This is a genomic window from Candidatus Omnitrophota bacterium (assembly GCA_028712255.1).
Lineage (GTDB): Bacteria > Omnitrophota > Gorgyraeia > Gygaellales > Profunditerraquicolaceae > UBA6249.
Genome location: JAQTQJ010000011.1, coordinates 1 through 22852, shown reverse-complemented (window position 1 = coordinate 22852; position 22852 = coordinate 1). Strand labels below are relative to the sequence as shown.

23 protein-coding genes are annotated in these 22852 nt (G+C 35.3%); all 23 read right to left on the bottom strand.

All coding sequences use genetic code 11. The annotated features are described in order from the left end of the window. Positions 1 to 17: 17 nt before the first annotated feature. Positions 18 to 1175: a DegT/DnrJ/EryC1/StrS family aminotransferase gene (locus PHC29_06115; GenBank protein MDD5109065.1), complete on the bottom strand. Its 1158-nt coding sequence runs from the start codon at positions 1173 to 1175 to the stop codon at positions 18 to 20. Between the two features lie 87 nt (positions 1176 to 1262). Then, positions 1263 to 2369, bottom strand: a complete 1107-nt coding sequence (locus tag PHC29_06110; protein ID MDD5109064.1) for a glycosyltransferase family 9 protein — start codon at positions 2367 to 2369, stop codon at positions 1263 to 1265. After that, a complete protein-coding gene (locus tag PHC29_06105; protein MDD5109063.1) occupies positions 2366 to 3268 on the bottom strand; it encodes a glycosyltransferase family 9 protein in 903 nt (300 codons plus the stop codon). The genes PHC29_06110 and PHC29_06105 overlap by 4 nt, the downstream gene beginning before the upstream one ends. A gap of 6 nt (positions 3269 to 3274) precedes the next feature. After that, positions 3275 to 3433 carry a DUF5989 family protein gene (locus PHC29_06100; GenBank protein MDD5109062.1) on the bottom strand — a complete coding sequence of 53 codons (159 nt, stop codon included), beginning with the start codon at positions 3431 to 3433 and terminating at the stop codon, positions 3275 to 3277. A 9-nt stretch (positions 3434 to 3442) separates the two neighbouring features. Continuing rightward, the gene (locus tag PHC29_06095; GenBank protein ID MDD5109061.1) at positions 3443 to 3832 is read right to left on the bottom strand and encodes an SxtJ family membrane protein; all 390 of its coding nucleotides are present in this window, start codon (positions 3830 to 3832) and stop codon (positions 3443 to 3445) included. Position 3833: 1 nt separating this feature from the next. Next, a complete protein-coding gene (locus PHC29_06090; GenBank protein MDD5109060.1) occupies positions 3834 to 5666 on the bottom strand; it encodes a carbamoyltransferase in 1833 nt (610 codons plus the stop codon). Positions 5667 to 5680: 14 nt separating this feature from the next. Continuing rightward, positions 5681 to 6916 (bottom strand): O-antigen ligase family protein, encoded by a 1236-nt coding sequence (locus PHC29_06085; protein MDD5109059.1) that lies wholly within the window; start codon positions 6914 to 6916, stop codon positions 5681 to 5683. Positions 6917 to 6920: 4 nt separating this feature from the next. Next, positions 6921 to 7598, bottom strand: a complete 678-nt coding sequence (locus tag PHC29_06080; GenBank protein ID MDD5109058.1) for a glycosyltransferase family 2 protein — start codon at positions 7596 to 7598, stop codon at positions 6921 to 6923. 1 nt (position 7599) lies between these two features. Beyond that, on the bottom strand, positions 7600 to 8298 hold the full coding sequence (locus PHC29_06075; protein ID MDD5109057.1) for a glycosyltransferase: 699 nt from the start codon (positions 8296 to 8298) through the stop codon (positions 7600 to 7602). After that, positions 8295 to 10373 carry a hypothetical protein gene (locus tag PHC29_06070; protein MDD5109056.1) on the bottom strand — a complete coding sequence of 693 codons (2079 nt, stop codon included), beginning with the start codon at positions 10371 to 10373 and terminating at the stop codon, positions 8295 to 8297. Before PHC29_06070 ends, PHC29_06075 begins: the two co-directional genes overlap by 4 nt. A gap of 3 nt (positions 10374 to 10376) precedes the next feature. Further along, positions 10377 to 11039 carry a class I SAM-dependent methyltransferase gene (locus PHC29_06065; GenBank protein ID MDD5109055.1) on the bottom strand — a complete coding sequence of 221 codons (663 nt, stop codon included), beginning with the start codon at positions 11037 to 11039 and terminating at the stop codon, positions 10377 to 10379. Between the two features lie 42 nt (positions 11040 to 11081). Further along, on the bottom strand, positions 11082 to 11651 hold the full coding sequence (locus tag PHC29_06060; GenBank protein MDD5109054.1) for a class I SAM-dependent methyltransferase: 570 nt from the start codon (positions 11649 to 11651) through the stop codon (positions 11082 to 11084). Positions 11652 to 11688: 37 nt separating this feature from the next. Then, a complete protein-coding gene (locus tag PHC29_06055; GenBank protein ID MDD5109053.1) occupies positions 11689 to 12672 on the bottom strand; it encodes a radical SAM protein in 984 nt (327 codons plus the stop codon). Next, positions 12665 to 13396 (bottom strand): class I SAM-dependent methyltransferase, encoded by a 732-nt coding sequence (locus tag PHC29_06050; GenBank protein MDD5109052.1) that lies wholly within the window; start codon positions 13394 to 13396, stop codon positions 12665 to 12667. Before PHC29_06050 ends, PHC29_06055 begins: the two co-directional genes overlap by 8 nt. Before the next feature lie 3 nt (positions 13397 to 13399). After that, a complete protein-coding gene (locus PHC29_06045) occupies positions 13400 to 15490 on the bottom strand; it encodes a hypothetical protein (GenBank protein ID MDD5109051.1) in 2091 nt (696 codons plus the stop codon). Positions 15491 to 15501: 11 nt separating this feature from the next. Next, positions 15502 to 16449, bottom strand: a complete 948-nt coding sequence (locus PHC29_06040; protein MDD5109050.1) for a GtrA family protein — start codon at positions 16447 to 16449, stop codon at positions 15502 to 15504. Between the two features lie 7 nt (positions 16450 to 16456). After that, positions 16457 to 17071, bottom strand: a complete 615-nt coding sequence (locus PHC29_06035) for a hypothetical protein (GenBank protein MDD5109049.1) — start codon at positions 17069 to 17071, stop codon at positions 16457 to 16459. A 49-nt stretch (positions 17072 to 17120) separates the two neighbouring features. Continuing rightward, positions 17121 to 17900 (bottom strand): glycosyltransferase family 2 protein, encoded by a 780-nt coding sequence (locus tag PHC29_06030; GenBank protein ID MDD5109048.1) that lies wholly within the window; start codon positions 17898 to 17900, stop codon positions 17121 to 17123. Continuing rightward, positions 17893 to 18540: a class I SAM-dependent methyltransferase gene (locus tag PHC29_06025; GenBank protein MDD5109047.1), complete on the bottom strand. Its 648-nt coding sequence runs from the start codon at positions 18538 to 18540 to the stop codon at positions 17893 to 17895. The genes PHC29_06030 and PHC29_06025 overlap by 8 nt, the downstream gene beginning before the upstream one ends. Then, positions 18537 to 19388, bottom strand: coding sequence for a polysaccharide deacetylase family protein (locus tag PHC29_06020; protein MDD5109046.1), 852 nt, complete (start codon positions 19386 to 19388; stop codon positions 18537 to 18539). The genes PHC29_06025 and PHC29_06020 overlap by 4 nt, the downstream gene beginning before the upstream one ends. 21 nt (positions 19389 to 19409) lie before the next feature. Continuing rightward, a complete protein-coding gene (locus PHC29_06015) occupies positions 19410 to 20681 on the bottom strand; it encodes an O-antigen ligase family protein (protein ID MDD5109045.1) in 1272 nt (423 codons plus the stop codon). A gap of 2 nt (positions 20682 to 20683) precedes the next feature. Further along, on the bottom strand, positions 20684 to 22522 hold the full coding sequence (locus PHC29_06010) for a nucleoside-diphosphate sugar epimerase/dehydratase (GenBank protein MDD5109044.1): 1839 nt from the start codon (positions 22520 to 22522) through the stop codon (positions 20684 to 20686). Between the two features lie 150 nt (positions 22523 to 22672). Continuing rightward, positions 22673 to 22852, bottom strand: a 180-nt coding sequence (locus PHC29_06005; GenBank protein MDD5109043.1) for a hypothetical protein, incomplete at its 5' end; no start/stop codon positions are given.

Sequence of the window (22852 nt, the reverse complement as noted above, 5' to 3'; positions counted from 1 at the left end):
TACCTTTTAAGGAAGGGTCATATTTTTACCCTATTTCCCGATTGAGCTGCCTGCCGGCAAGGCAGGGAAACAGTTTCGACTTGAGAAATGATATAATTTTTTTCCTCCAGAGTTAACTCCGGATAAATCGGCAAAGTAAAGGTTTGCTTTGCCGCTTTTTCTGCTTCCGGAAAATTTCCTGTTTTATATCCTAAATATTTAAAACATTTCTGCAAATGCAAAGGAACCGGATAAAATACCCGTGAATCAATTCCTTTTGTTTGCAAGTAATCCACGAAGCTTTTATTTGAAACCTGTGCTCTAAGAACATACTGATGATAAATATGCGTAGAATTTCTAGCTACAACCGGTAACTTAAGATTAAGCCCGGCTAAATTCCTATTGTAGTACTGCGCAACCTCCTGCCTCTTTTTATTCCATATATCAAGATATTTCAGCTTAACATCAAGAACTGCAGCCTGAATTGAATCTAAGCGGTTATTACGGCCCAAAAATAAATGATAATATTTATCCTTATTACCTTGATTACGAAAAATTCTTATTTTTTCTGCCAGGTTTTTAATATTTGTTAATATTAATCCTGCATCCCCAAAGGCACCGATATTTTTTCCAGGGTAGAAACTCACAGTGCCGCAATCACCAAGCGTACCTGCTTTTTTACCTCGATACTCTGCCCCGAATGCTTGTGCTGTATCTTCCACAACCTTGATTTTATACTGACGCGCCAGCTTCAAAACCCCATCCATGTCAGCACAAGCCCCGTAAAGATGCACTGGAATAATTGCTTTTATTTTGAATTTATTCTTTCTAGATAATATTTTTTCCACACTTTCAAGCGAAATATTATAAGTATCGCAATCAATATCCGCAAAAACCGGGACAGCCCCTATATTTGCCACCGCTCCAGCTGTCGCATAATAGGTAAACGCAGGACAAATTACACCATCATCAGGCTTAATTCCCAGCGCTAACATTGCAAGAGAAATAGCGTCGGTACCATTTGAAACTCCAATTGCATATTTTGCGCCGGAATATTCAGTAACATGCCGCTCGAACTTATCGACACCAGATCCAAGAATAAAACTTGTATTATCAATTACTTCTTTTATTGCCGCATCCAATTCCTGACGAATCGGCTCAATCTGCTTCTTTAAATCCAATGTCGGTATATTCATGAATCTCCTTTGATATCCTGATAAAATAAAGGGGACGGTTCTATTTTTCCCGAGTCCAGTTCTAAAAAATAGAACCGACCCCTTTATTTAACTCAATAACTTCACTGCTGCTTCAAAAACTGCTTTCACACTTACGGATTTTAAACATTCCCTGTCTTTATCACATGGGCTTAACCTAAAATTATTATAGCATGGCCGACAAGACATATCCCATTTTAAAACTACATGTTTAAAACTATCTGGAAACGGCCCGTACACCAGCTCGCTTACCGGGCCAAATACAGAAACTGTTTTCACCCCCAAAGCTACTGCCATATGCATAGGGCCGCCATCATTAGTAATGAGTAAATTACAATTTTTAATTACTGCTGGTAAAATCTCCAATCCAATCTTACCTGTAAAATCTATTGGCTTATTACGCATAACATGCGTAATAACTTCAGCAATCTTGCGCTCAGATTCATCTCCTAAAATTACGATTTTTGCTTTAAGCTCCCCGGCAAGCATACCAGCTACTTGAGCAAATTTCAATGCCGGCCAATGCTTATAGACTGAATCCTTACCCCAACTACCTCCTGCTCCAGGGACAATACCAACTATCAAATCATTATCTTGGATTCCGACAACAGTTAATAAATCTAGCGCCTTCCTCCGGCTCTGCGCAGAAATATTCAGGCACAGACTCTTATCTGCCACAGGAATATTCAGAAATTTTAAAAGCTCTAAATAATATTCAACTACGTGTTTATCCTGATATCCTGTCAAATCAATTCGCTTGGTAAGAAACCTGCCTCTTCCCTTATAGTTAAATCCAATGCGTTGGCTGATACCGATTATTTTTGTAAATAAACTATAGCGGTGATCAAGAGAGAAATCAAGACAAATGTCAAAATGCTCTTTTTTTATCTGCCAAGTTAACTTAATTGCATTCCATATTCCCTTAAAAAATGATTCCTGAAAAATTTTCTTAAAGTCGCCGCGTGACAGAGCAAAAACCTTGTTTATCTGAGGGTTAGTTTCAAGAATCGGCTTAACCCTTAGATTTGACCAATAACCGATAAAGGAATCTGGATATTGAGACTTTAATGCTTTAATTACCGGCGTAGTAAATAAGACATCCCCGATACCAAAAGGATTAATGATCAAAAAATTAAATTTTTTAGGCGCAGCATCCGTCTCACTTTTAAAAATCATTCCTTGTCCTTTATTCTATTAAATACTTCATCTATGCTTATATCGCTAAGTTTACTCTTTTCAATCACAATATGTCCTTCTCCATATGGCCCCCAACGTTTAGCAGCCTTACCGGCTAAATCATTCCTGAATAACGCTATCACTGGGGTACCTACAGCCGCAGCTAAATGCACTGGCCCGCTATCACCTGAAATAAGTAATGAACAATGTTTTAATAATGCGGCTAATTCCAATAGAGAAGTCTTATTAATCATATTTATAATATCGCCCTCTACTTTTATAGCGTCTTGAGATAACCCAACTAATATAACCTTGAGGCCTAATTGCCGCCTAATACGCCCTGCCAATTCTTTAAAATTATCAATCGCCCAAAGCTTTACCGGATCACTGGTAAAAGGATGTATTGCTATTATTTTCTGATTTGATAGTTCAGGAAAAAGCTTTTCATTAACTTTAATTAAAATAGACTTATTCTGAGTATACGCTCCAACTAAAGCAACTAACTCTAAATTAGAATCTACTTCATGTTTCTTGCCAATATCCTTTGTATCTCTTAGCTTATGAGTAAGCAAAAATCCCCACTTCCTATTATAGCCTACTCTGACAGGAATGCCTGCCAGAAAAATATTCAGATGCGCCTCTTTGGTAGGATTCAAAACAACTCCAAGTTCAAATTTATATTTCCTCAAATTCTTCTTAATTTGATCCCAAACTACTACCTCATCAATACACTCAACTATACTTGCCAATCCACAAACTACAGGATTTACCGCCAAGGTAAGCTTTGCCTGGGGATATTCCTCTTTCAGTGCCCTTAGAGCCGGAATATTCAGTAAAAACTCTCCAAACCTGTCATTACGGACTGCTAAAATCCTTTTAATCTTATGTTTATCTATCATGAAAAATTAGAAAAGCGTATAAATGAATGGAGCTACTGCACTACTCTGTGTAAAAAATACCAACATCCCAAACAAAACAAACATAATTAAAATCGGAGTTAGCCACCACTTTTTCCTTATCCACAGAAACTCCCCTAACTCTTTTAAAATTAAAAATTTACCCACTTTATCCTCCTAAAATTGTTTTTCATAAGAAGAGATACCAGAACCTTTATCCTTTTTTCTCCAGTATGTCTTTTCAGCTTTATTTATTTTTATATCTAGCAAATCTTTTCGTAATAATTTCAGGATCACGCCTATTGGAGTAAAAATAAAATAGAACATCAAAAATAAAACCAACCTGGTATTAATCCAAGATAAAACAAGGGCTAATTTCATCCAGGATATGTATAACGGATAAAGCAGGCTAGGCAAAATAAAAGCTACTAAAAAAAACAAGATCGATACTATTGCAACAAAAAAAATATTTTCATGCTTAAAAAATAAGACCACACTTATAACTATAAAAATAAACCCCATAGTTATCCCAAAACTTTTAAGTATTTGCGTATTGGCATTCTTCATCTTAATCAAGCGTAAATTCTTTCTGCCATTTTAAATCTTTTTCTATGGGCTTCTGCTTAGTTTTATCGAGCAGAAAACTACCCATAACCAGATAATCCATCTCAGTGCGCATAAAACACCTAAAGGCATCCTCAGGAGTCAAAACTAAAGGTTCTCCTCTGACATTAAAAGAAGTATTGATTATAACCGGGCATCCTGTTTTCTGATAAAACTGATTTATAAGATCATAATAAAGAGGATTGTCTTCTCTGGCAATAGTCTGAACTCTAGCTGTATAATCCAAATGCGTCACAGCAGGAATACTAGAGCGTGAGTCTTTTAACCTTTCAAACCCGCTTTTATTTTCTTCGGATACATAAAATCTTTTTTCTTCCTTAACCGCAGCGACCAAAAGCATATATGGGCTATCTCCCTTTAAATCAAACCATTCATTTGCCTTCTCTCTTAAAACCGTAGGCGCAAATGGCCGAAATGATTCACGGTATTTAATCTTTAAATTCAGCTTTAACTGCATATCAGCCTTACGCGCGTCAGCGATAATACTCCTTGCCCCTAACGCCCTAGGCCCAAACTCTATCCTTCCCTGAAACCAACCAATAACCTTGCCTTCTATAATTAAATCCGACACTTCCTTGACAATAGAATCCTGCCCTAATTGCCTATAAACAGCGCTTGATTCTTTCAAAAAATTCTCAATATAACTATCACTATAAGATGGCCCCAATAATGAAGCCCTTTGCAAATCATGGCTACCATCAACAATACGCTTATTCCCCAAATACTTGTACCAAATCAAAAGTGCCGCACCTAATGCCCCACCGGCATCCCCGCTTGCCGGCTGGATCCAGATATTCTTAAATGGGCCTTCCCGCAGAATCCTGCCATTTCCCACACAATTTAAAGCAACTCCCCCAGCTAAACAAAGATTATTCTGGCCGGTAACCTTATGAACATAACGAGCCATTTTAAGCACAATCTCTTCTGTAACAGCTTGTATTGAAGCAGCTATATCCATATATTTTTGAGTTATCCTGGTTTCAGGTTGCCTGGGGGGCGCGCCAAATAAATGATTAAAATGCGAGTTTGTCATACGCAAAGTATTGCAATAACCAAAATACTTCATATTCATCCTAAAAGAACCATCATCTTTAAGATCTATTAATTCATTTAAAATTAAATCTTTATAAATGGGCCTGCCGTATGGAGCCAAACCCATAAGCTTGTATTCCCCTGAATTGACTTTAAAACCAGCGTAGTAAGTAAATGCCGAATAAAGTAATCCCAGAGAATGTGGAAAACGAAGATAATATTGGATATCCAGCTCATTATCCCTGCCAACCCCGAAACTTGCTGTATCCCATTCCCCTACCCCGTCCATAGTTAAAAACGCTGCCTCTTTAAATGGACAAGGATAGAAAGCGCTGGCCGCATGCGACTCATGGTGCTGGCTGAATAAAATTTTCCCCTTGTAACTCAAATCCTTTCTAATAAGCTCAGAGATCCAAAGTTTTTGTTTCAGCCATAATGGAATAGCCCGAACAAATTGAGTTATACCGCTGGGCGCATAAACAAGGGCAGTTTCCAGTATACGCTCGAATTTAACAAATGGCTTATCATAAAAAACCACAAAATTTAAATCTTTTATTTCTATACCTGCTTCTTTTAAGCAATAATCTATGGCGTTTTTAGGAAAGTCAAAATCGTGTTTTTTTCGGCTAAAACGTTCCTCCTGAACAGCAGCAGCAACCTGGCCGTCTGTAATCAGGCATGCTGCGCTATCATGATAAAAACAAGATATTCCTAAAATATAAGTTTTATTTGGCTTTAGAAACATATAAAAAGATATTTTTAACTTGTTTTTTCATTTACACAGATAAATTTCTGAAAAGCAAATGAAAATCCAATTAAATACCAGAAAATTCCTGCAACACGGGCGGAATTAAGGCTGCTTTCAGTAAGGCCATTGACTAAAAAAGCAATCAGGCAAGCTATCAAGGAAAGAAAAATAATTTTAAGCTGGCTATCTTTGAGCTGTTTATATATAGATGCGCAACCTTTAAATAACTCAAAGAGTAACCAAATAAAAACTCCTAAACCCAGTAAACCTAATTCTCCTGCAATCTGTAAAAAATTATCGTGGGCATATAAAAAGTCCGAAGTGACAACATTTCGATACTCTGGATTTTCTTTATATTTTTTATAATTTTTCATAAAAGTATTTGCGCCATGCCCGACAATTGGACTGGCCTTAATCATCTGTATCGAGTTCCTGAATATTGAAATCCGGTCATCATTGCACATAAACCTTACCGGGTTATAATCAACTTCTTTGGCAAACTGCTTAACTGATTTAGGCAATAAAAATGGCGCAATTAAAATAAAAATAACCAAGCCAGTTATTAGCCATTTACTTTTTCTGGCGACTGTTAAAAATAACAGCGCTAAATATGTTCCAAGTAATGTGGGGCGTGAATATGTCAAAGCAATTCCTGCTAATACCAATAAACTAAACAATCCAAATAAAACTTTTTTTGATCCTTTAAAATGATAAAGTACAAGTCCAAAAAATAACGGTGCAACCGCGCTCAGATATACACCAAGAATGTTAGGATCGCTAAATGACGCAGTTGCCCGCACTAGCCCTATAAGCAACATTGGATTATATCCTCTTACAAAATCTTTTCCGGTACCTACCTGCCAAATCGCATCGATAGAAACAAATACCAAACCGGCAAAAATTGAAAAAATTATTCGCCAGATATGCTTTTTATCCCTTACCTCTCCAACAAGAGCAAAGAATAAAATAATATATTGCAGAAGCCTGAAAATCCCACCCCTAAGCGTATCTTTCGGGTAAGCAGAATAAAAAAGTGAAAAAAGGGTTAACAGAAATAACGCTAGTAACGGAATATTAATATGCGTTTTAGAAAATATGCATTCTTTTTTTATTATCTTCTTAAGCAGGAACGCGACAACAATAAATCCAAAAAAGGTATTCATAAAACCATTGGAGATACCTATCGAAAAAGGAAATATCACGATTGACCAATAAATAATAAAATCTAAAACTTGCAGTATTTTCATGGCTTTACCTCCAAAATCTATACTTAAACATAGTTAAAATCGCCCAGAAAGCATCATTAATCCTGATTTTCTTTCCTTCTTTATAAGAACGTGGGTGATAAGAAACAGCTAATTCTTTAATTCTCAAACCTTTCCTCAATGCTTTACAGATAATTTCAAAATCCATATCAAAACCAGTGGATTCTAATGCAAATGTTTTATACACCTGCCTGCGTGCCATTTTATAACAAGTTGCGCAATCATTTAGTTTTGCTCCATAAAGAAAGTTCAGCACAAACGTTAAGACTTTGTTGCCTGCTACATGCATTAATAACCCATGGTGGCCTTCAAAAAAACGCGCTCCTGAAACCATATCATACTTATCGTCTTTAATCTCTTCGAATAAACGCAGATAATCATTCGGATCATATTCCAAATCAGCATCTTGAGTAACAATATACTCGCCAGTAGCATTATCTAAACCGGTTAAGAAAGATGCTCCCTTGCCGCGGTTACTGCTATGATAAATAACTTTTAAATTATCATAATGTAACAGGCTTAAAATTTTTTGCGTCCCATCAGTTGAGCAATTATCAATTACAATAATTTCTTTATCGATATTCACAGAATAAATTTTGTCAATTACCTGTTTTATGGTCTTGGCTTCATTAAAAACTGGTACAATAACTGAAAGTAATGCCATATTAGAAACCCATCCTTTTCTTAAGTGCCCAAAGATAAAGCTTTAAATAATTGGGAATTAGGTCAAACATTCTAAAACTGGATTTACCTTTTTCTCTTTCACGCCACTTCGTAGGTGTTTCGGTTATCTTAAAGCCAGCGTAGTATGCTTTAAGTGGCAATTCCATGGATATTTCAAAACCTTTTGCTTGAATATTGATACTGCCGATAACCCCTTTCCTATACATTTTAAAAGCATTAGCAATATCATGAGTGGATACACCTAATAAATAATATGAACTCCAACCAGCCAAAGAGGATAAGAATCCTTTTAGCTTAGAACCTCCGATCCTTGCGCCGCCTTTAATATATCTGGAACCACAAACTACATCATAGCCTTCGTTAATTTTATTATACATTATATTAACCGTACCCAGATCATCACAAAGATCAGCCATAAGGGGTAAAATAAGATCTCCTGAAGCATTGGCAAATCCTGACCGTAAAGCATTGGCAAATCCAGCATCCAACTTATTTTCAATTAAGCGGACATTACCAAAGAGCCGCATCTTATCAAGAACAATACTGGCTGTAGAATCAGAAGAATGGTCATTAACTACCAGTAATTCAAAATCAATTTTTAAAATTAATTCGGCTTTGTCGATAAGGCTGCCAATATTATCCTCTTCATTATGCGCCGGAACGATTATCGATAATTTCATCTTATCCTATAAACATGTATTGTATTGTTATTAAATACCAGGCTAAATACCTCAGGATGCATTTTAGCCCAGCTATCCTCGATAGGAAACTCTATCCCCTTAATCTGATGCAGTGAATAAATAAAAAGGAAACCCGTATTTTTTTCCTTTAGATTATTTAACCATGTATTGTACTCGGCATTACCCCGGTAATTATTTGGCTCCATGAGTACTTTATGAAAATTCTCATATCCGCCACTACAAGAATACCAGGAATTTCTATAAGCATGCAGATACGGCGCCCCTTGGTTTACTGAAACATAAAATACATTATTCTTGAGCTTAGTTCCATACAAAGGAAACGGCACCGGCCTGCCAATATAGGCGATATTGTTACCGTCTGTGTTTTGATCAAGCCAAATCCAGGCATCAATAGCCTCAGGCCAAAACCCAGAATTCTTCTGCGAAAGCTTATACCTTTTAAATTCATTCTTAGAATAATCAATATAAAGATATTGTAAAAAAGAAGCTCCAATTATAAAAAATACAAAAAAAGTTACTAGCGGCTTTAATAATAAAAAACGTTTAACCTTACGGATATTAAAAAATAAAACAAATAATATTAATGATAATATAAATGAAAATATCAATTCATTGCGCTTGGCAAATTCAGCTACTGAAGCAAGTGAACATACAATAAGCCCGTATCTGAGTATTTTTTCCGGAATTCTAAAAGTAGACAAGCCCCAGATAGCCAGGATATAGCATATAGCAAACCAAGGGTAAAGATACCTGATATTTGCAACACCAACTTCAAAACGGTAAACAAAATATAAAAATGGAATTAATATAAACAACGCCCACAGAAGCCATTTATGCGCAGGGGCTTTCTTTATTAAAGCAATGCCAGCAAGGATTAAACCAGGTATTACATATAAAATAAACCCAGCCCCTACACCTTCATGGAAAAGAAATTTTCCCAAAGCAAATGCACCATTATCATTATTGATAAATTCTCCTCCTAAGACACCCTTAAAAAGCGTTCTTCCAAATAACTTTAGCTCAAGAGGATAAAGCGGATTACCCGTCATGATAAAATTCCTGATATAGCTGAATCCCCCCATAACAATAGCAGCTAATATAAAAATAAAAACTGAAGAAAAAAACCGCTTGTATTGTCTATTTTTAATTAATGAGAGACCAGATAACAATAGAAAATAAACTGAGATAATTAACATATGCGGGATAGCTATTATTTTAGTACCGATTAATAGGCCACAAGACAACCCCACAAGTAATACATTTCTAATACTAAACTCCTTCTTTAAATTAGCTAAGAAATTAAGGGCCAGTAGAAAAAAAGCAGCTACCATAACATCAACATAAGCTATCCTCATCTGCTTAAAATAATTAGGCACCAATAATAGCAAGATAGAAGCATAAACCGAATATTTTTGGCTAAGGCCAATTTTTTTACCGATAGAATACATAGATAAAAAAACAACAATATAAAAAGGCACCTGCCCTAGATTAGCAAGAAAAACATTCTTAAAAGGCAACAGTAGCCAAAAAAATATGAAGCTGCCATTTAAAGGATAATAACTTGGCGCAGGATAGTCGCTAACTACTATCGGTGTAAGAAGCGACTTGTTCTTAAACCATTCGACTGCGAATGTAAAATGATAATTCAAATCATCCCAGCCAAATGGAGGATTTACCAAGCTTACCGCAATTTTAACTATAGAAAATCCTAAAATTAAAGACGAACAAAAGATCAAAATTTTATCATCTATAGCTAAATTCCGTAACCAGCTAATGGACATATTTAAATCTGCTTTATAACTGTAATTTTGCTTCTTTTTTAAGATAAACCAAATAAAGAATAAAACTAAAAAATTAAATATTAGAATATTATTTAACGATAAAATATTGAGGCTCCCCAAAAAGATTACTGTTATTATAATCTGCGCATAAAACAATACGATGTAGGCAAGAAAAGAATCCACAGCCTCTTTAAAAGAGAAATATCTACGTACTAATAGATAGGCTCCGCATACCGGGCTAATATTCAAAAGAAAAAATAAGAGTGTCTCCACTATTTACACCTTCTCCTTCTGGGCAATAATAAACATCTGGCTTCCAAATATACGCCATAAAAATGGCATCTTTAAATACATTTTAAGTAAAAACAAGTTTTTTGGCAAACAGCTCTTAGTAGTATAAGGCAAAAATCTTGGTATTAGCTTAATTAAAGTATATTTATTTACTAAGAGTGCCTCGCGCATCCCCAAATGAGTAAGTGGTAAACCATGGTCAATAAAATCCCAATACCTATGCCCAACATAACGAATATTTGGGCAGATAATAATTAACCTGCCTCCTTCACGCAATACCCTATGGGCCTCTTTAAGAGTCAAAAACAGCTCTTCCTTATTTTTCAGGTGCTCAAAAAACTCACTTGAAAAAACAACATCTAGCGAGCCGGTATTTATCCCTTGAAGATTAGCAGAATGGGTATTTATAACATGTACTTCCCTATTGGCGTACTCCTTCAGCTGAGGATTTATATCTACGGCATATTTAATCTTTGCTTTAATATTGTTAATAAACTCACAGAAGCCTGCTCCTAAGTCAAGGACACTTGAATCGGGATTAATAAAATCCTGTAAAAAATCTTTGCAAAGTACTTTCCACAAATTATTTTTACAATTTTTTTCGTTTTCATCAAAACGTAATTTATAAAGTTCTTTATTTATCTGCATATTTATTTTCTTTCTCTTAATGAGTTAAAATTTAAACCGAAGCTACTTTTCCAATACATAAAGGCTATTTAGCCCAAATTGAAATAGCTTAGAATGAATGACTTTTAACCCGCTTGCTCTTGCTAAATCAGAAATCTCTTTGGCGCTATAATAATGTTTATGGTCGGAAATTTCTTCAAAGGAAAGAATTCTTAATTTTAAGGCAAGAAGTTCTAAAGTTGCTTTCCCGCGCAGAGTCGGTATAGTAATGATTACACGCCCTTTCTTTTTTAAAATCCTGGAAAATTCAAGAAAAAGAACCCCAGCTCCAGTTTCTTCAATATGCTCTAAAACAGCAAGCAGGAAAACCTTATTAAAAAACTCATCCTTAAAAGGCAGGCTTTCTTGAAATTTGTAATTTACTAGATGTATATTTTCTTTCTGAGAATCTTCTACATCATAATCTAACCCATAGCCAACCCTGAATTTATCTTTGCCCCATTTAAGCAGATAGTGCTGAACACCACAGCCAAGATCAAGCACCGCGTCATTTTGTTCAATATACTTGGCAGTCATAGATAAACGAAACCAGCAAGTAAGCTTATCCAAAAAGTTAAAATTTTCTGTATTCATCGTTAATTTTTTAATTTAATCATTATCTAGCTAAATCCTACATGTGCATAAAACCATTGTTCTTACAAATACCGCAAATAGTAAAAGGATTTTCTTTTTTATTAATTATCTCTTTGCGTGCCAAAATGTACTTTTCATTATTCCAAATCTTGCTTATAGAATCCTTGGCCGTATCCCCAAAGTTAAAACTATCACCGTAAACAGCGCAACAAGGAAAAACCTCACCATTCCAGTTTATAGCAATCTCTTGCCACGGTTTCTTGCATGTTTTTATTATCTTTTTAGCAGTAAGCCCAACTTTATCGTAAGCGCTATATTCAGGATTATCTGGAATCCAATCCAAATCCTTTTTTATTGCCTCTTGGTGGGGCTTAAGAACCTCATCTTTCATCGAAGTCCGCATCAATCCTAACCGAAAAGAAACACCAAGCTTTTCAGCCATACCTCTAGCAGTAGCTATTTCATGCTCATTATGTTTAAATACCAAAAAGTTCCAAACAATATCTACGTTGCTGCCTAATTTACGCTTCTGATCGGCTAAAAATTTAAGATTTTCCATAACCAGATTAAAATCTCCTCCTACTCTATACTTGTTGTAAGCCTCAACACTAGCACCATCACAAGAAACTATAACTTCATCGATGCCTGAATTCAAAAGTTTGAGTAATACACCCTTCTCATTTATATTAAGATTTGTGCTGGTGACGACAAATATGTTTTTTTTATAATCTTTAATATATTTGATTATTTTAAACAGGTCTTTATTTAATAGCGGCTCTCCCCAATTATAAAGATTTACGGTAACTAAACTATTTTTAAGTTGATCAAATATATTTTTAAAAAATTCAAATTTCATAAAACCTTTTTTTGCTCCGCCTGACTGGGCTCCTGTAGGGCACAATGGGCAGTTTAAATTGCAGATATTTCCCGGTTCAATACCTAAAATAAACGGTAAATAAGGAAGCCTGGCGACTTTAAAAAATTTAAATATCTTTGCCTTACGTTTTTGCGCTTTATGCATTTTTCTTGCAAACACAAACAAAATCAGATGCTTTATTAAGGTTAGAAGCGGTTAATTTAAAATCATCCGTGGTTAAGTTTTTATAAAATCTCTCGACTGGATTAAGAAAAAATGGGAACGATTTAAAAATCCCGCTTTTCTTCAAAACCAGGTAGAATTGATGTTTTAAGCTTGGGTGCAAACCATATATTACATAATTATCAAAAACCTTTGACAGAATAGCTTTCAGGTCTTCCGCAACAAATTCTTTACAATGCGCCGGATTCTTTTTATAAGTTTGCGGGTTTTTCATTACCTTCCCAAGATTCAAAGTAGAAAGATAAAGCTCTCCATTGGGCTTCAATACCCTGTTTAATTCGTTAAGATAAACTAATAATTTATCTTCTGGAATATGCTCAATCACCTGAAATGAACAAACGAGATCAAATTCATTCTCTTTAAATCCTAATCTTGTTGCATCCATACAGCGATATTGCAAATTATTCGCCTTATATTTATTCTGTGCTGTAAAAATTACTTGGTCTTCGTAATCAACTGCGACTATAGATCTTGCAGTTTTAGCCAAAAAAGCAGCCCCATACCCATCCCCGCAACCAATCTCTAAAATTTGCCTGTTCTTGGCATTTTGATTTAAGAATTCATAAACTTTAAGATGTTGCATATAAAGGTTACGCCCGGTTTCCTCCGGGATTATCCTGCTTTCTATTTTAGACTGAGAGCTCATTCTTTAATTATTTAATGAAACTTTATAAATATGGGATAATGAGTTACTAAATAAAAGTCGGAAATTTTCCGGCTGATTTGCAGCCCATTCATCTTCGATGGGAAATTTACTGGGGTCTTGCGACTCTCTATTAATGGCAAAAGGAAGAGCTATAAACAAATACTCAATCCTTTCTTTCTTTAAATTTTCTTTCCAAGCCAAAAAATCTTTGACTTCCCGATACCGGCCATCAGGTTTATTATAAGGAGCGGCTTCTTTCTCGTTAATAGAGATATACTTTACTTCATTCTTAAGCCTCCTGCCAAAAAAAGGATAAACTTCCTGACGGCCGGTATAAGCTACGCGGGAGCCGGTATTAGTTAATTCATTAAGTCGCTTCCAGCCTCTTCCTATATCTACCTGCCAAGATTCTTTCTTACTAAAAACCTTAGGATAGCGGTCAAATTCTTCTCGATCATATTTTTCGTTAAAATAGATTAAAAATAAAAATACCAAAAGTAAAGAGATTAATATAAACTTACCGAACTTCTTGCTTCTGTAGAACAAAATTACTTTTTCTTTATAAACTACTAAACAGGTAAAAAATATTAAATAAAGTAAAATCGATACTACCAGTTCATACCTGTTAGCTAATTCAAAACTTGCTACAAAAATAGAGATAAACGAAGCAACAGCTAAATACCTGTTCCCTTTGGAAAATCTAGTCACAAAAATAATTGCCGTTAATAGCCCAAAACTTATATATGGGAAAAGATAGCGAACGACAAATACATTAACATAAGCCCTATAGAGAATAAACATTATAAGCGGAGTAGCAAAAATCAACATATATTCGGTAATGGAATATTTGTTTTTCTTTAAATACTGATAAAAAAATAACGGTACAAAGGTACCAGGCAAAACAAAAAACAAAAATTGCAAGCCCAGGCCTTCCCTAAAAGTTATCCTCATAAAATTAAATCCATCTCCCGGAGCAATTTTTATAGCATAGGTCGCATTATCAATTAAACCTTTAAAAATAGTTTTACCAAAGATTGTCAAATCAACCGGGAATACGGGATTACCCAACAAAATAAAGTTCTTTATATACATATATGCGCCAAATAAAACAATAAAAAAAACAATTACACTTAAATTAATTAAAATTTTCTTCAAAGTAGCCTTGGCGGTTCTTGCTCCATGATAAAACATATAGCAAATCACTGGCATAAGAGCGGCTAACCAAACTATATTAATAATCTTGATTCCAATAAAAAGCCCTGCTGTGATACCAAAGAGTAAAGAATTCTTTAAAGTGAAGTTCTGCTTAAGCAATAAAACAACGTAGAACACCAGAAGAAACATTACCGCACAAACAACATCAACTTGAGATGCAGTTTTAAGCTGCTTAAAGATATTCGGAATAAGGACCCAAAGGAAACCGCTTAACAAAGCCAGCCTTTTATCAACGTTATAATTCTTAAGTATAGAATATACTGCTATTATGCCAATGATATAAAAAGGAGCCTCTCCCATATCCGCCAGGAATGCATTTCTTAAAGGAAGCATAAGCCAGGCAAAAAATAACTGGGCATTGATAGGATAATATGTGCCGGCAGTAGTTTCTAACGAACCTGGATGCAGGATTGGGGTTGCGCCAAAGATACAAAGGCGATTCTCTAAATTTCCATGCATAATCCAGGTGGCAGGAAAAGCAAGGTGGCCTTGCAAACTATCAGGTGAAATAGGAGGATTGATCAGATTAAAGTAACCTTTCACAGAAAAAAAGGCGAGAAAAACTGAAAAAGCAAAAATTAATAATTTACTGTCCATAAAAATCCCTAAATCCACCTTTAAAAGATAGGGGATTTTTTTATTACGGTAGCTCAGATAAGCTAATATTAGAATTAATAGATGCGCTATAAAAACATTTAAAAAATAGAATTGCCCCAGCATTCCTAAAGCAAGCTCTACTGAAACAATCTGAGCAAATAATAATATAAAACAGGTTAAAATTGTGTCGCTAAACGACCGTGAATAAAAATAAGCTCTTGTAAACAACCAGGAACTAAATATTGCAATTACAGCCTGCATTATAAAACTTATCATCTGCATTTTCTTTCCTTTTAGGATTTCCCTTTAAAGAAAACCCACCTTTTGTTAATTATAAAAGTAATAATAATTACAATAGGAACTATCAACGCCTGGCTCACCAATTTCCCCATTCTAAGGCTAACCAGGGTAATAAGAAGTAGCTGATTAAATATATACATGATTACATTCAATAGAATAAACCTCAAAAGAACTTTTTTACCGGAATTACGAAAAACGAAACGGCCATTTGTATAATAATTAAACAAAACCGCAAGAGTAGTACTAATGGTAAGGGCAATCCTATAATCAATATTCAAAATTACCAAAAAAGCATAGGCGCAATATCCAAAAAGAGTATTTATTGCGCCAATGCATAGAAATCGAAAAAACTGATTCTGCCATAAAACTCTGATAAGTAGGCCAAAAGACAATGGCTGCTGATCATTCGGGCTTAATAAACGGTTACCTCGGCCGAGAAAAATGAATTTTAATGCCTCAAAAAACCAGAATAATGTAAGAAAAATACGATTACTTCCAAGCGAATAAACACCTTGCTTCTCTATAAGCTGGCCACTATCGACTAGTCTCTGGATACGATTATCAAGCATCTGTTCAACATTATATCGAGAAAGTATGCCTTCTTCCGTCAAGCCATCTGGGGAATCAATGACTTCCTGCAGAATACGGATTCTAAGAGAAGCAATATTTATATTAATAAAATGAAAATAAACATAAGCAAACGCAGAATAAGCAATGCAACCCAACAATAAATAAGCAATAAAATCTAAATTATTAATCTGCTTGCAATAGGTTACCAAAGATAGAATCACCACACAAATTAAACCGGAAATAAAACCAAAAATAAGGCATTTTATCTGGCTGCGCCTCTGATTAAAACGAGACACAATTACATGAACTAAAATATTGCTCACCATACCTAAAATAGGAGCCAAAACTAATAGAGTATAATTTTCTAACACTTTTATATTAGCCTTCTCTGGTTATTCTTAATAGTTTTAGCCCAAAGGCAAAAAACTGGTTATAGGATCGCCCTTTTTTCGTTGCAAGATACTGCCCATTTTTATATTCTATCCAGCCGTCTTTTAGCATAATCTTGATTCGGGGTAATATTAAAGCTTCATTGGTAATAATCTGCATTATTTGGCTCCGGCTTCTCCCCTTTTCTTTAGCCTGTTCTACAAAACGCGCAATAGTCATAGAAGGAGAGTCATCTTCCAGCGCAACATAGGTAATGACATAACTTAACATAACCGGAAAATAGAAAATTAATACTTGCAGATATTCCCAAATTGAATTTGGCAAAAAATTGTATTCATTTCTTAAAAAAAAGGAGATTGTAAAACCGGCTACCAAAACGAAAAAGAAAATCAAAATTATTGCTATCAGAGGATTGCTAGGTAAACGAAACTTAAGCTTCAATAAAATTAAATGCAAAACTATTGCAGCTATTACCAGGACAACTGAAAAACATAAAATTCCCATTAAATCTCCCGAATAAAAATGAATCTCCACAGGCTTTAGCCCGTGGTTTCTTTTCTGGATTATCCGCCACTGGAGCGTTGGCGGATAATCGTTGCGCATTCAGCCCCGCCTTAGAAGGCGGGGATTTCTGCGCAACGATTAAACTAAACTATTTAGCTTTATTCCGGTATATCCTGCCAAACCGCCTGATTAACAAATCAAGGAAGAAATGGCTGACAGATAAAAAATTCTTTACTTTAAGCGCTTGCGATACCCCTGCTTTTCTTTCGTGAGAAGTGCCGGGAATCTCGATATAACTCATCCCCTGGTCCAGTAAACGAGTGATAATATCCGCCTGAAAACTATACCCGTGATAATCGGTGTGCCAGCGTAACACATTAGGAGTCAAATGTAATGCCCCGCCATTATAATATTTAATCTTATAACCACTGATAGCGTTAACAATAAAAGTATAAGTTTTAGAGAACAGGTCCCGCATAAAAGAACGCCCCTGAACTCTAAGATGGCAGGGAATAATCATGTCAGCTTTACCTAAAAGGCTAAAAATATTTTCTAAGGTTTCCTGATGCTCAGCGTTATCTCCGGAAACCAACTTGTAGTATCTGCCTCTTGCGATAAAAGCCGCATCGATATAATTCTGAGCCAAACCAATATTCACTTTCCTAGCCAATAACCTTATGGAATACTCAGGATGGGCATCAATATACTGACAAATCAACTCTTTAGATTTATCTGTCGAAACATCATCGATAACTATAATTTCCCAGGAAAGCTTAGTTTTTAATAGTGCCGATGTCAAAGTATTGAAAGTGTCTATGATATTTCCTTCCTCATTGTAACAAGGCACAAAAATAGTAAGGTCTATTTCCCTCTTATAAGGCATAAAGTTTATGAGAGACTTGGCATCTAAGAAATCATATTTATCCATTGCAGGTTACGGTTACAAAAAAATCCCGCCCAATTTTTTCTATTGTTAGATTTTTATACTCTAAGCCTTCGAATAAATTATATATTTGCTCTTGATCATAAAAAAATAGGTCACATCGGTTTTTATAGCGGAGTTTTCGCTGCCAGGCAAGTATCCCTCCCCGTACTGGAAAACTAAAAAACGCTTTTGATTTAGTAATAGAAAGTACTTTTTTTATTACTACTTTTGGGTCTTTAATATAATCCATAAAGCCCATAAGAATCGCATAGTCAAAGGTCTCGCCAATAGTATCCGATATAAAATTAACCAGATCAAACCTACATTTATCTGCGAAACCGGCTTTTTTAACGTTCTCTTTAGCCAGATCAACCATCCCTTTGGCAAAATCTACTGCATATATATACTGCGCCCCTTCTTTTGCCAATGCAATCTCATAATGCCCAGCTCCGCAACCAATATCAATTATCTTCTTTGCGCTAAGCGGTTGGCAGCCCTGGATTGTTTTTATAAACCTTACTTTCATCGACTTTCTGAAATAATTATTTATAAAATTATTAAAAAAATTGTTGCCCCCTCCGTAAATCAAACTGAAATCAACAGCGTATTTATTAAAAAATGTTTTTACCTGGTTTTTCTTCATTGGATAGGCTCTTCCATGATTTTATGTTCTTTAATGAATTTAGTAAAAGTCGTAATCTCAAATTGATCGAGTATCTTTATAATTTTATTTCTGGTAGTTTTCAAATTGACATAAGAATTAAATCTTCGTTGCATATTCATAAGTAAACGCGGCTGATCTGGATCGATCTCTCTAGGATGGATATAAAACACAACCGGGCGTTTCTCTTTTATAACCTTCAACCCCATCTCTTTAATAAGAAAATACGGAGTTAACCTTAAATAGCCGCCGCCAAAAAAACAAAAAGGCTTTCCAAAAAGTTCAATCGCAGTAATTGGAAATTCAATAAACTCACAAGACCCATTGCCTACCGCATATGGTGCGTATCTTTTACTTTTTAGCCCTCCGAATACCCTTGGGGCAGAAAAAACACTCGAATCATAAGTATAACCTGCTTCCATTAACTTATTAAAAAACCAAGGAGTATCTTTAGTTACTGAAAATCCCGGAGCCCGATATCCCAGCACAGCCACTCTACTTACATCCTCAATTATCTGCTTGGCCTTACGGACATCCGCTAGAAACTCCTCCTGGCTCATTTCATATGCTAACCTATGCGAATACCCATGCGAAGCAATCTCATGGCCGCGCTCTTTTGCTTCTTTTACTAAATGGGGGAATTTTTCCGCCACCCATCCGAGGAAGAAACAGGTTACTTGGACATTTTTTTGGCTAAAAATATCCAATAACTGCATAAAATTTTTTTCTAATCTCGAAGGAAATGATTCCCAAGTTGGCAATTCCGGAGTATTGACAAGCCCAGAGATATGAAACCAATCTTCAACATCTACAGAAAATATGCATTTCATGGCGATATAAGGTTATCTATCTTATTTTGAAGAATCTAATTTAATCACAGCAATCGTTAAGCCAAGTATATACCAAAATAAAACCACCATCTGTAATGAATAAAGATTGGTGTCGAAGAAACTTTGCACTGAAAAAGCCAAAATACCAGCTAAAAAACCTAAGACTAAATAATTTTTCTTTTTCTTTAAATGCATAACTCCGATTTTAAAAAAACTAAATAAAAGAAAAAGAAAAGCCAATAAACCAACAATGCCAATTTCAGCAGTCTTTTGAAGAAAAGAATTATGCGGGTAGACGCCGCCTCCTTCAAAGCTTTTATAATGCCTGGCAACTATGGAATAGTTGTTCAGCCCACACCCAGTAATCGGGTAATCTCTGATTATTTTTAGAGCTTCTTTCCAAAGCATAACCCTTTCTAAATTAGAACCTGTGGTTATTTGTGGTATTGATTTTACGCGATTATTTAGAGTTTGACTAAATTTAAATTTCGTTAATATTTCATATTTAAGTTGTGGGTTCAAGATATGCGGCAAAAATATCAATAAAATCAATAAATAAACACATGCGGTTAAAAACAGGACCCTGGTTATTAAACTTAACTTTTTAATAAAATAAACCAGCACAAATAAGATGGCAATTAAAAATCCTATCCAAGCCCCGCGGGAATATGTTAATAATAAATATAAAATTTGTATGCCAATCATCACGAAAAATAGAATCTTTAATTTAACATTCGCAATTATCTTTGCCGCTAAGATCCCCAAGAGTGTTGGAATGATTATGATTAACCAGCCGGCAAAACCGCTACCTGCGAAAAAAGAAGCGCAGAAACTATTCATATAATTGCCTCTTAAAAAATCCCTACCGGTAAAATATTGCACCCCCCCATCGACTGTTAATAACACAGCAGAAGCAATTATCGCAATTAGAATACTCAAAAGACGCTTCTTATTATTTATAACCTCAACTAGCATAAAATATATAAGCAAAAATTTTAATTCTTTGCCAAAAAATCCTCGTAAAAATAAATTTAATTTAGAGCAAAAGATAACTGATAAAATATTAGCAAAAACATAAACTGATAAAGCTCTATTTAAAGCTGTCTTGGGGAAAAGGCCCCATAAAACCTCTGTCCGATATCCCAGTATCCTCTTTAACAACCATAAAAAAATAGCAGCCCAAGTAAAAGACTCGGCTGCGGCTTTTGTAAACGGTAAACAAAAAATTAGCAAACATAAACAGGCTACTATTGCCCTGTCGCAATATAAAATAAGTCTTTTCTTATCTAACATAATTAATTACCTTTAGCGGAAAAAACTATTTCTTTCATTTTCCTTATAACTTTATCTTTATTTGTTGAATTGATATAACTTTCCAATTCCTTCAGTTGTTTTCTCAAAGAAACAAGATCGAAATCATCGGGCTGATTAATGTAGATCTTATTATGTTTAGTAATTTTATCTTTATCTTTATCAAGCAACAGCTCTTCGCGGATTTTTTCCCCCGGCCGCAAGCCCACATACTTTATAAAAATATTCTTGCCTAATTCTAAACCGGACAATGTCACCAGGTCTTTAGCCAAATCAACTATCTTAATTTGATCCCCCATATCCAGTATAAAAATTTCTCCTCCTGCCCCTATTGCCCCTGCCTGTAAAACCAAAAGGGCAGCCTCTCTTATGCTCATAAAATACCTGGTTGCATCCGGATGCGTTATAGTTATAGGGCCACCGGCTTCTATCTGTTTTTTAAATAACGGCACGACACTTCCATCGGAACCTAAGACATTGCCAAAACGCACAGCCATAAATTTGGTCTTGCTTCGTTTTGCCTTAGCCTGCAGGAAAATCTCCGCCAATCTCTTGCTTAATCCCATAATATTTACGGGATTTACAGCTTTATCAGTTGAAATCAAAACAAACCTCTCTACACGATAATGATGCGCAGCATAAATAATATTCCTGCTGCCAATAGCATTATTTTTTACAGCCGCTATCGGATTATCCTCCATCAGCGGTACATGTTTATACGCTGCAGCATGAAAAACTACCTGCGGTTTATATTTAGAGAATGTTTCTTTCAACAAACCGATATCATTGATATCGCCAATAACCGATTGGATATTAAGGCTAGGATATTTTGACTTGAGTTCAATAATTAAAAAATAAAGATTGTTTTCATTATGATCAATTAAAATAATTTCTTCCGGGGAAAAATTGGCAACTTTCCTGCATAACTCCGAACCAATGGAGCCAGCAGCCCCGGTAATTAAAACCCTTTTCTCTTTTAGGTATTTTCTTATCTCAAGCTTATCGATATTTACCGTCTCTCTACCCAAAAGATCGTCCGGTTTAACCTCGCGCGGCCTTATCTCCAGCTCCCCTCCCAGAATTTTATTCAACTTAGGAACAATCTTTACTGTCAAATTTGGCAGCTGACAACGGGAGATTATATCCCTAATCGATTCCCCGCTTGCCGAAGGCATAGCAATAATAACTTCATTAATACTTTTTTCCTTTACGATAGAAGCAATATCATTTCGGGTACCTAAAATCTTAAACCCTTGAATATACTGTCTTTTTTTATTAGGATCATCATCGATAAAACCAATTACCCTCATCCCAAGCTCTTGATTATGCTTAACTTCACGTAAAACCATAACCCCCGCCTCTCCAGCCCCCATAATCAAAACCCTTTTCATAAAAATATTAGGAGTAGGCCTAAATCTTTCCCTAAACATGCGCGTAGCAAAACGCATCCCTGTAACTAAACCCGTACACAAAATCCAATCCAAGACAAATACCGAATAAGGCAAATAGTAATTGATACCAATAAAAAAAGCAACAATAACAAATACTACACTGGAAATAAATGAGGCTTTAGTAATCCTCCAGACATCATCAATATTTACATAACGCCAGAGGCCAGAGAAAACTCCAAAGTAGTAGAATATGAGAGTCTTAATAATAGCTAAAATTGCTAATATCTTGACAATCAACCACTTATACTCCAAGGGGAAAGAAAAATCAAAACGCAACACAAAAGCAAACAAAAATGCAATAATAAAAATCAGTAGATGGGCAAGAAAAATAAAAGACCTACGGTAAGTATAAAGAAACCTTTTAAGGCGCATTTTCTGCTAACTCCGCTATTAAACTATAATGTAATAACCAATTATTATACAACAAGGAATGATTTCAGTAAATATTAATATTAGTGATTGCATTAGCAAGATTAAAATGTCCTATTTCTAGCAACTTTAAAATGTCCTATTTTAAGGTTTTTAAAGAACGCCGGCCAATGCTTCTTCCGGGGCCTTCGTAGGATTCGACCCCGCAAGCCTAAAATATCTCCAGGGATTATCTTTTAGCTGAGCAGGAGCCTTGTGTATTACGGGCAGCTTTTTCTCCTTTATGGAGCGCTGCGCTATCTGCCGGTACCGCAATGTTCTGCCTTTATGCGT

What these genes read in the sequence shown, in the direction of transcription:
- PHC29_06095 (MDD5109061.1), bottom strand. Translation starts at nt 3,832, where the DNA reads ATGAAGAATGCCAATACGCAAATACTTAAAAGTTTTGGGATAACTATG.
- PHC29_06055 (MDD5109053.1), bottom strand. Translation starts at nt 12,672, where the DNA reads ATGCATAAAGCGCAAAAACGTAAGGCAAAGATATTTAAATTTTTTAAA.
- PHC29_06080 (MDD5109058.1), bottom strand. Translation starts at nt 7,598, where the DNA reads ATGGCATTACTTTCAGTTATTGTACCAGTTTTTAATGAAGCCAAGACC.
- PHC29_06105 (MDD5109063.1), bottom strand. Translation starts at nt 3,268, where the DNA reads ATGATAGATAAACATAAGATTAAAAGGATTTTAGCAGTCCGTAATGAC.
- PHC29_06025 (MDD5109047.1), bottom strand. Translation starts at nt 18,540, where the DNA reads ATGAAGAAAAACCAGGTAAAAACATTTTTTAATAAATACGCTGTTGAT.
- PHC29_06090 (MDD5109060.1), bottom strand. Translation starts at nt 5,666, where the DNA reads ATGTTTCTAAAGCCAAATAAAACTTATATTTTAGGAATATCTTGTTTT.
- PHC29_06035 (MDD5109049.1), bottom strand. Translation starts at nt 17,071, where the DNA reads ATGCGCAACGATTATCCGCCAACGCTCCAGTGGCGGATAATCCAGAAA.
- PHC29_06115 (MDD5109065.1), bottom strand. Translation starts at nt 1,175, where the DNA reads ATGAATATACCGACATTGGATTTAAAGAAGCAGATTGAGCCGATTCGT.
- PHC29_06010 (MDD5109044.1), bottom strand. Translation starts at nt 22,522, where the DNA reads ATGCGCCTTAAAAGGTTTCTTTATACTTACCGTAGGTCTTTTATTTTT.
- PHC29_06065 (MDD5109055.1), bottom strand. Translation starts at nt 11,039, where the DNA reads ATGCAGATAAATAAAGAACTTTATAAATTACGTTTTGATGAAAACGAA.
- PHC29_06110 (MDD5109064.1), bottom strand. Translation starts at nt 2,369, where the DNA reads ATGATTTTTAAAAGTGAGACGGATGCTGCGCCTAAAAAATTTAATTTT.
- PHC29_06015 (MDD5109045.1), bottom strand. Translation starts at nt 20,681, where the DNA reads ATGTTAGATAAGAAAAGACTTATTTTATATTGCGACAGGGCAATAGTA.
- PHC29_06060 (MDD5109054.1), bottom strand. Translation starts at nt 11,651, where the DNA reads ATGAATACAGAAAATTTTAACTTTTTGGATAAGCTTACTTGCTGGTTT.
- PHC29_06045 (MDD5109051.1), bottom strand. Translation starts at nt 15,490, where the DNA reads ATGCAGATGATAAGTTTTATAATGCAGGCTGTAATTGCAATATTTAGT.
- PHC29_06075 (MDD5109057.1), bottom strand. Translation starts at nt 8,298, where the DNA reads ATGAAATTATCGATAATCGTTCCGGCGCATAATGAAGAGGATAATATT.
- PHC29_06085 (MDD5109059.1), bottom strand. Translation starts at nt 6,916, where the DNA reads ATGAAAATACTGCAAGTTTTAGATTTTATTATTTATTGGTCAATCGTG.
- PHC29_06050 (MDD5109052.1), bottom strand. Translation starts at nt 13,396, where the DNA reads ATGAGCTCTCAGTCTAAAATAGAAAGCAGGATAATCCCGGAGGAAACC.
- PHC29_06020 (MDD5109046.1), bottom strand. Translation starts at nt 19,388, where the DNA reads ATGAAATGCATATTTTCTGTAGATGTTGAAGATTGGTTTCATATCTCT.
- PHC29_06030 (MDD5109048.1), bottom strand. Translation starts at nt 17,900, where the DNA reads ATGGATAAATATGATTTCTTAGATGCCAAGTCTCTCATAAACTTTATG.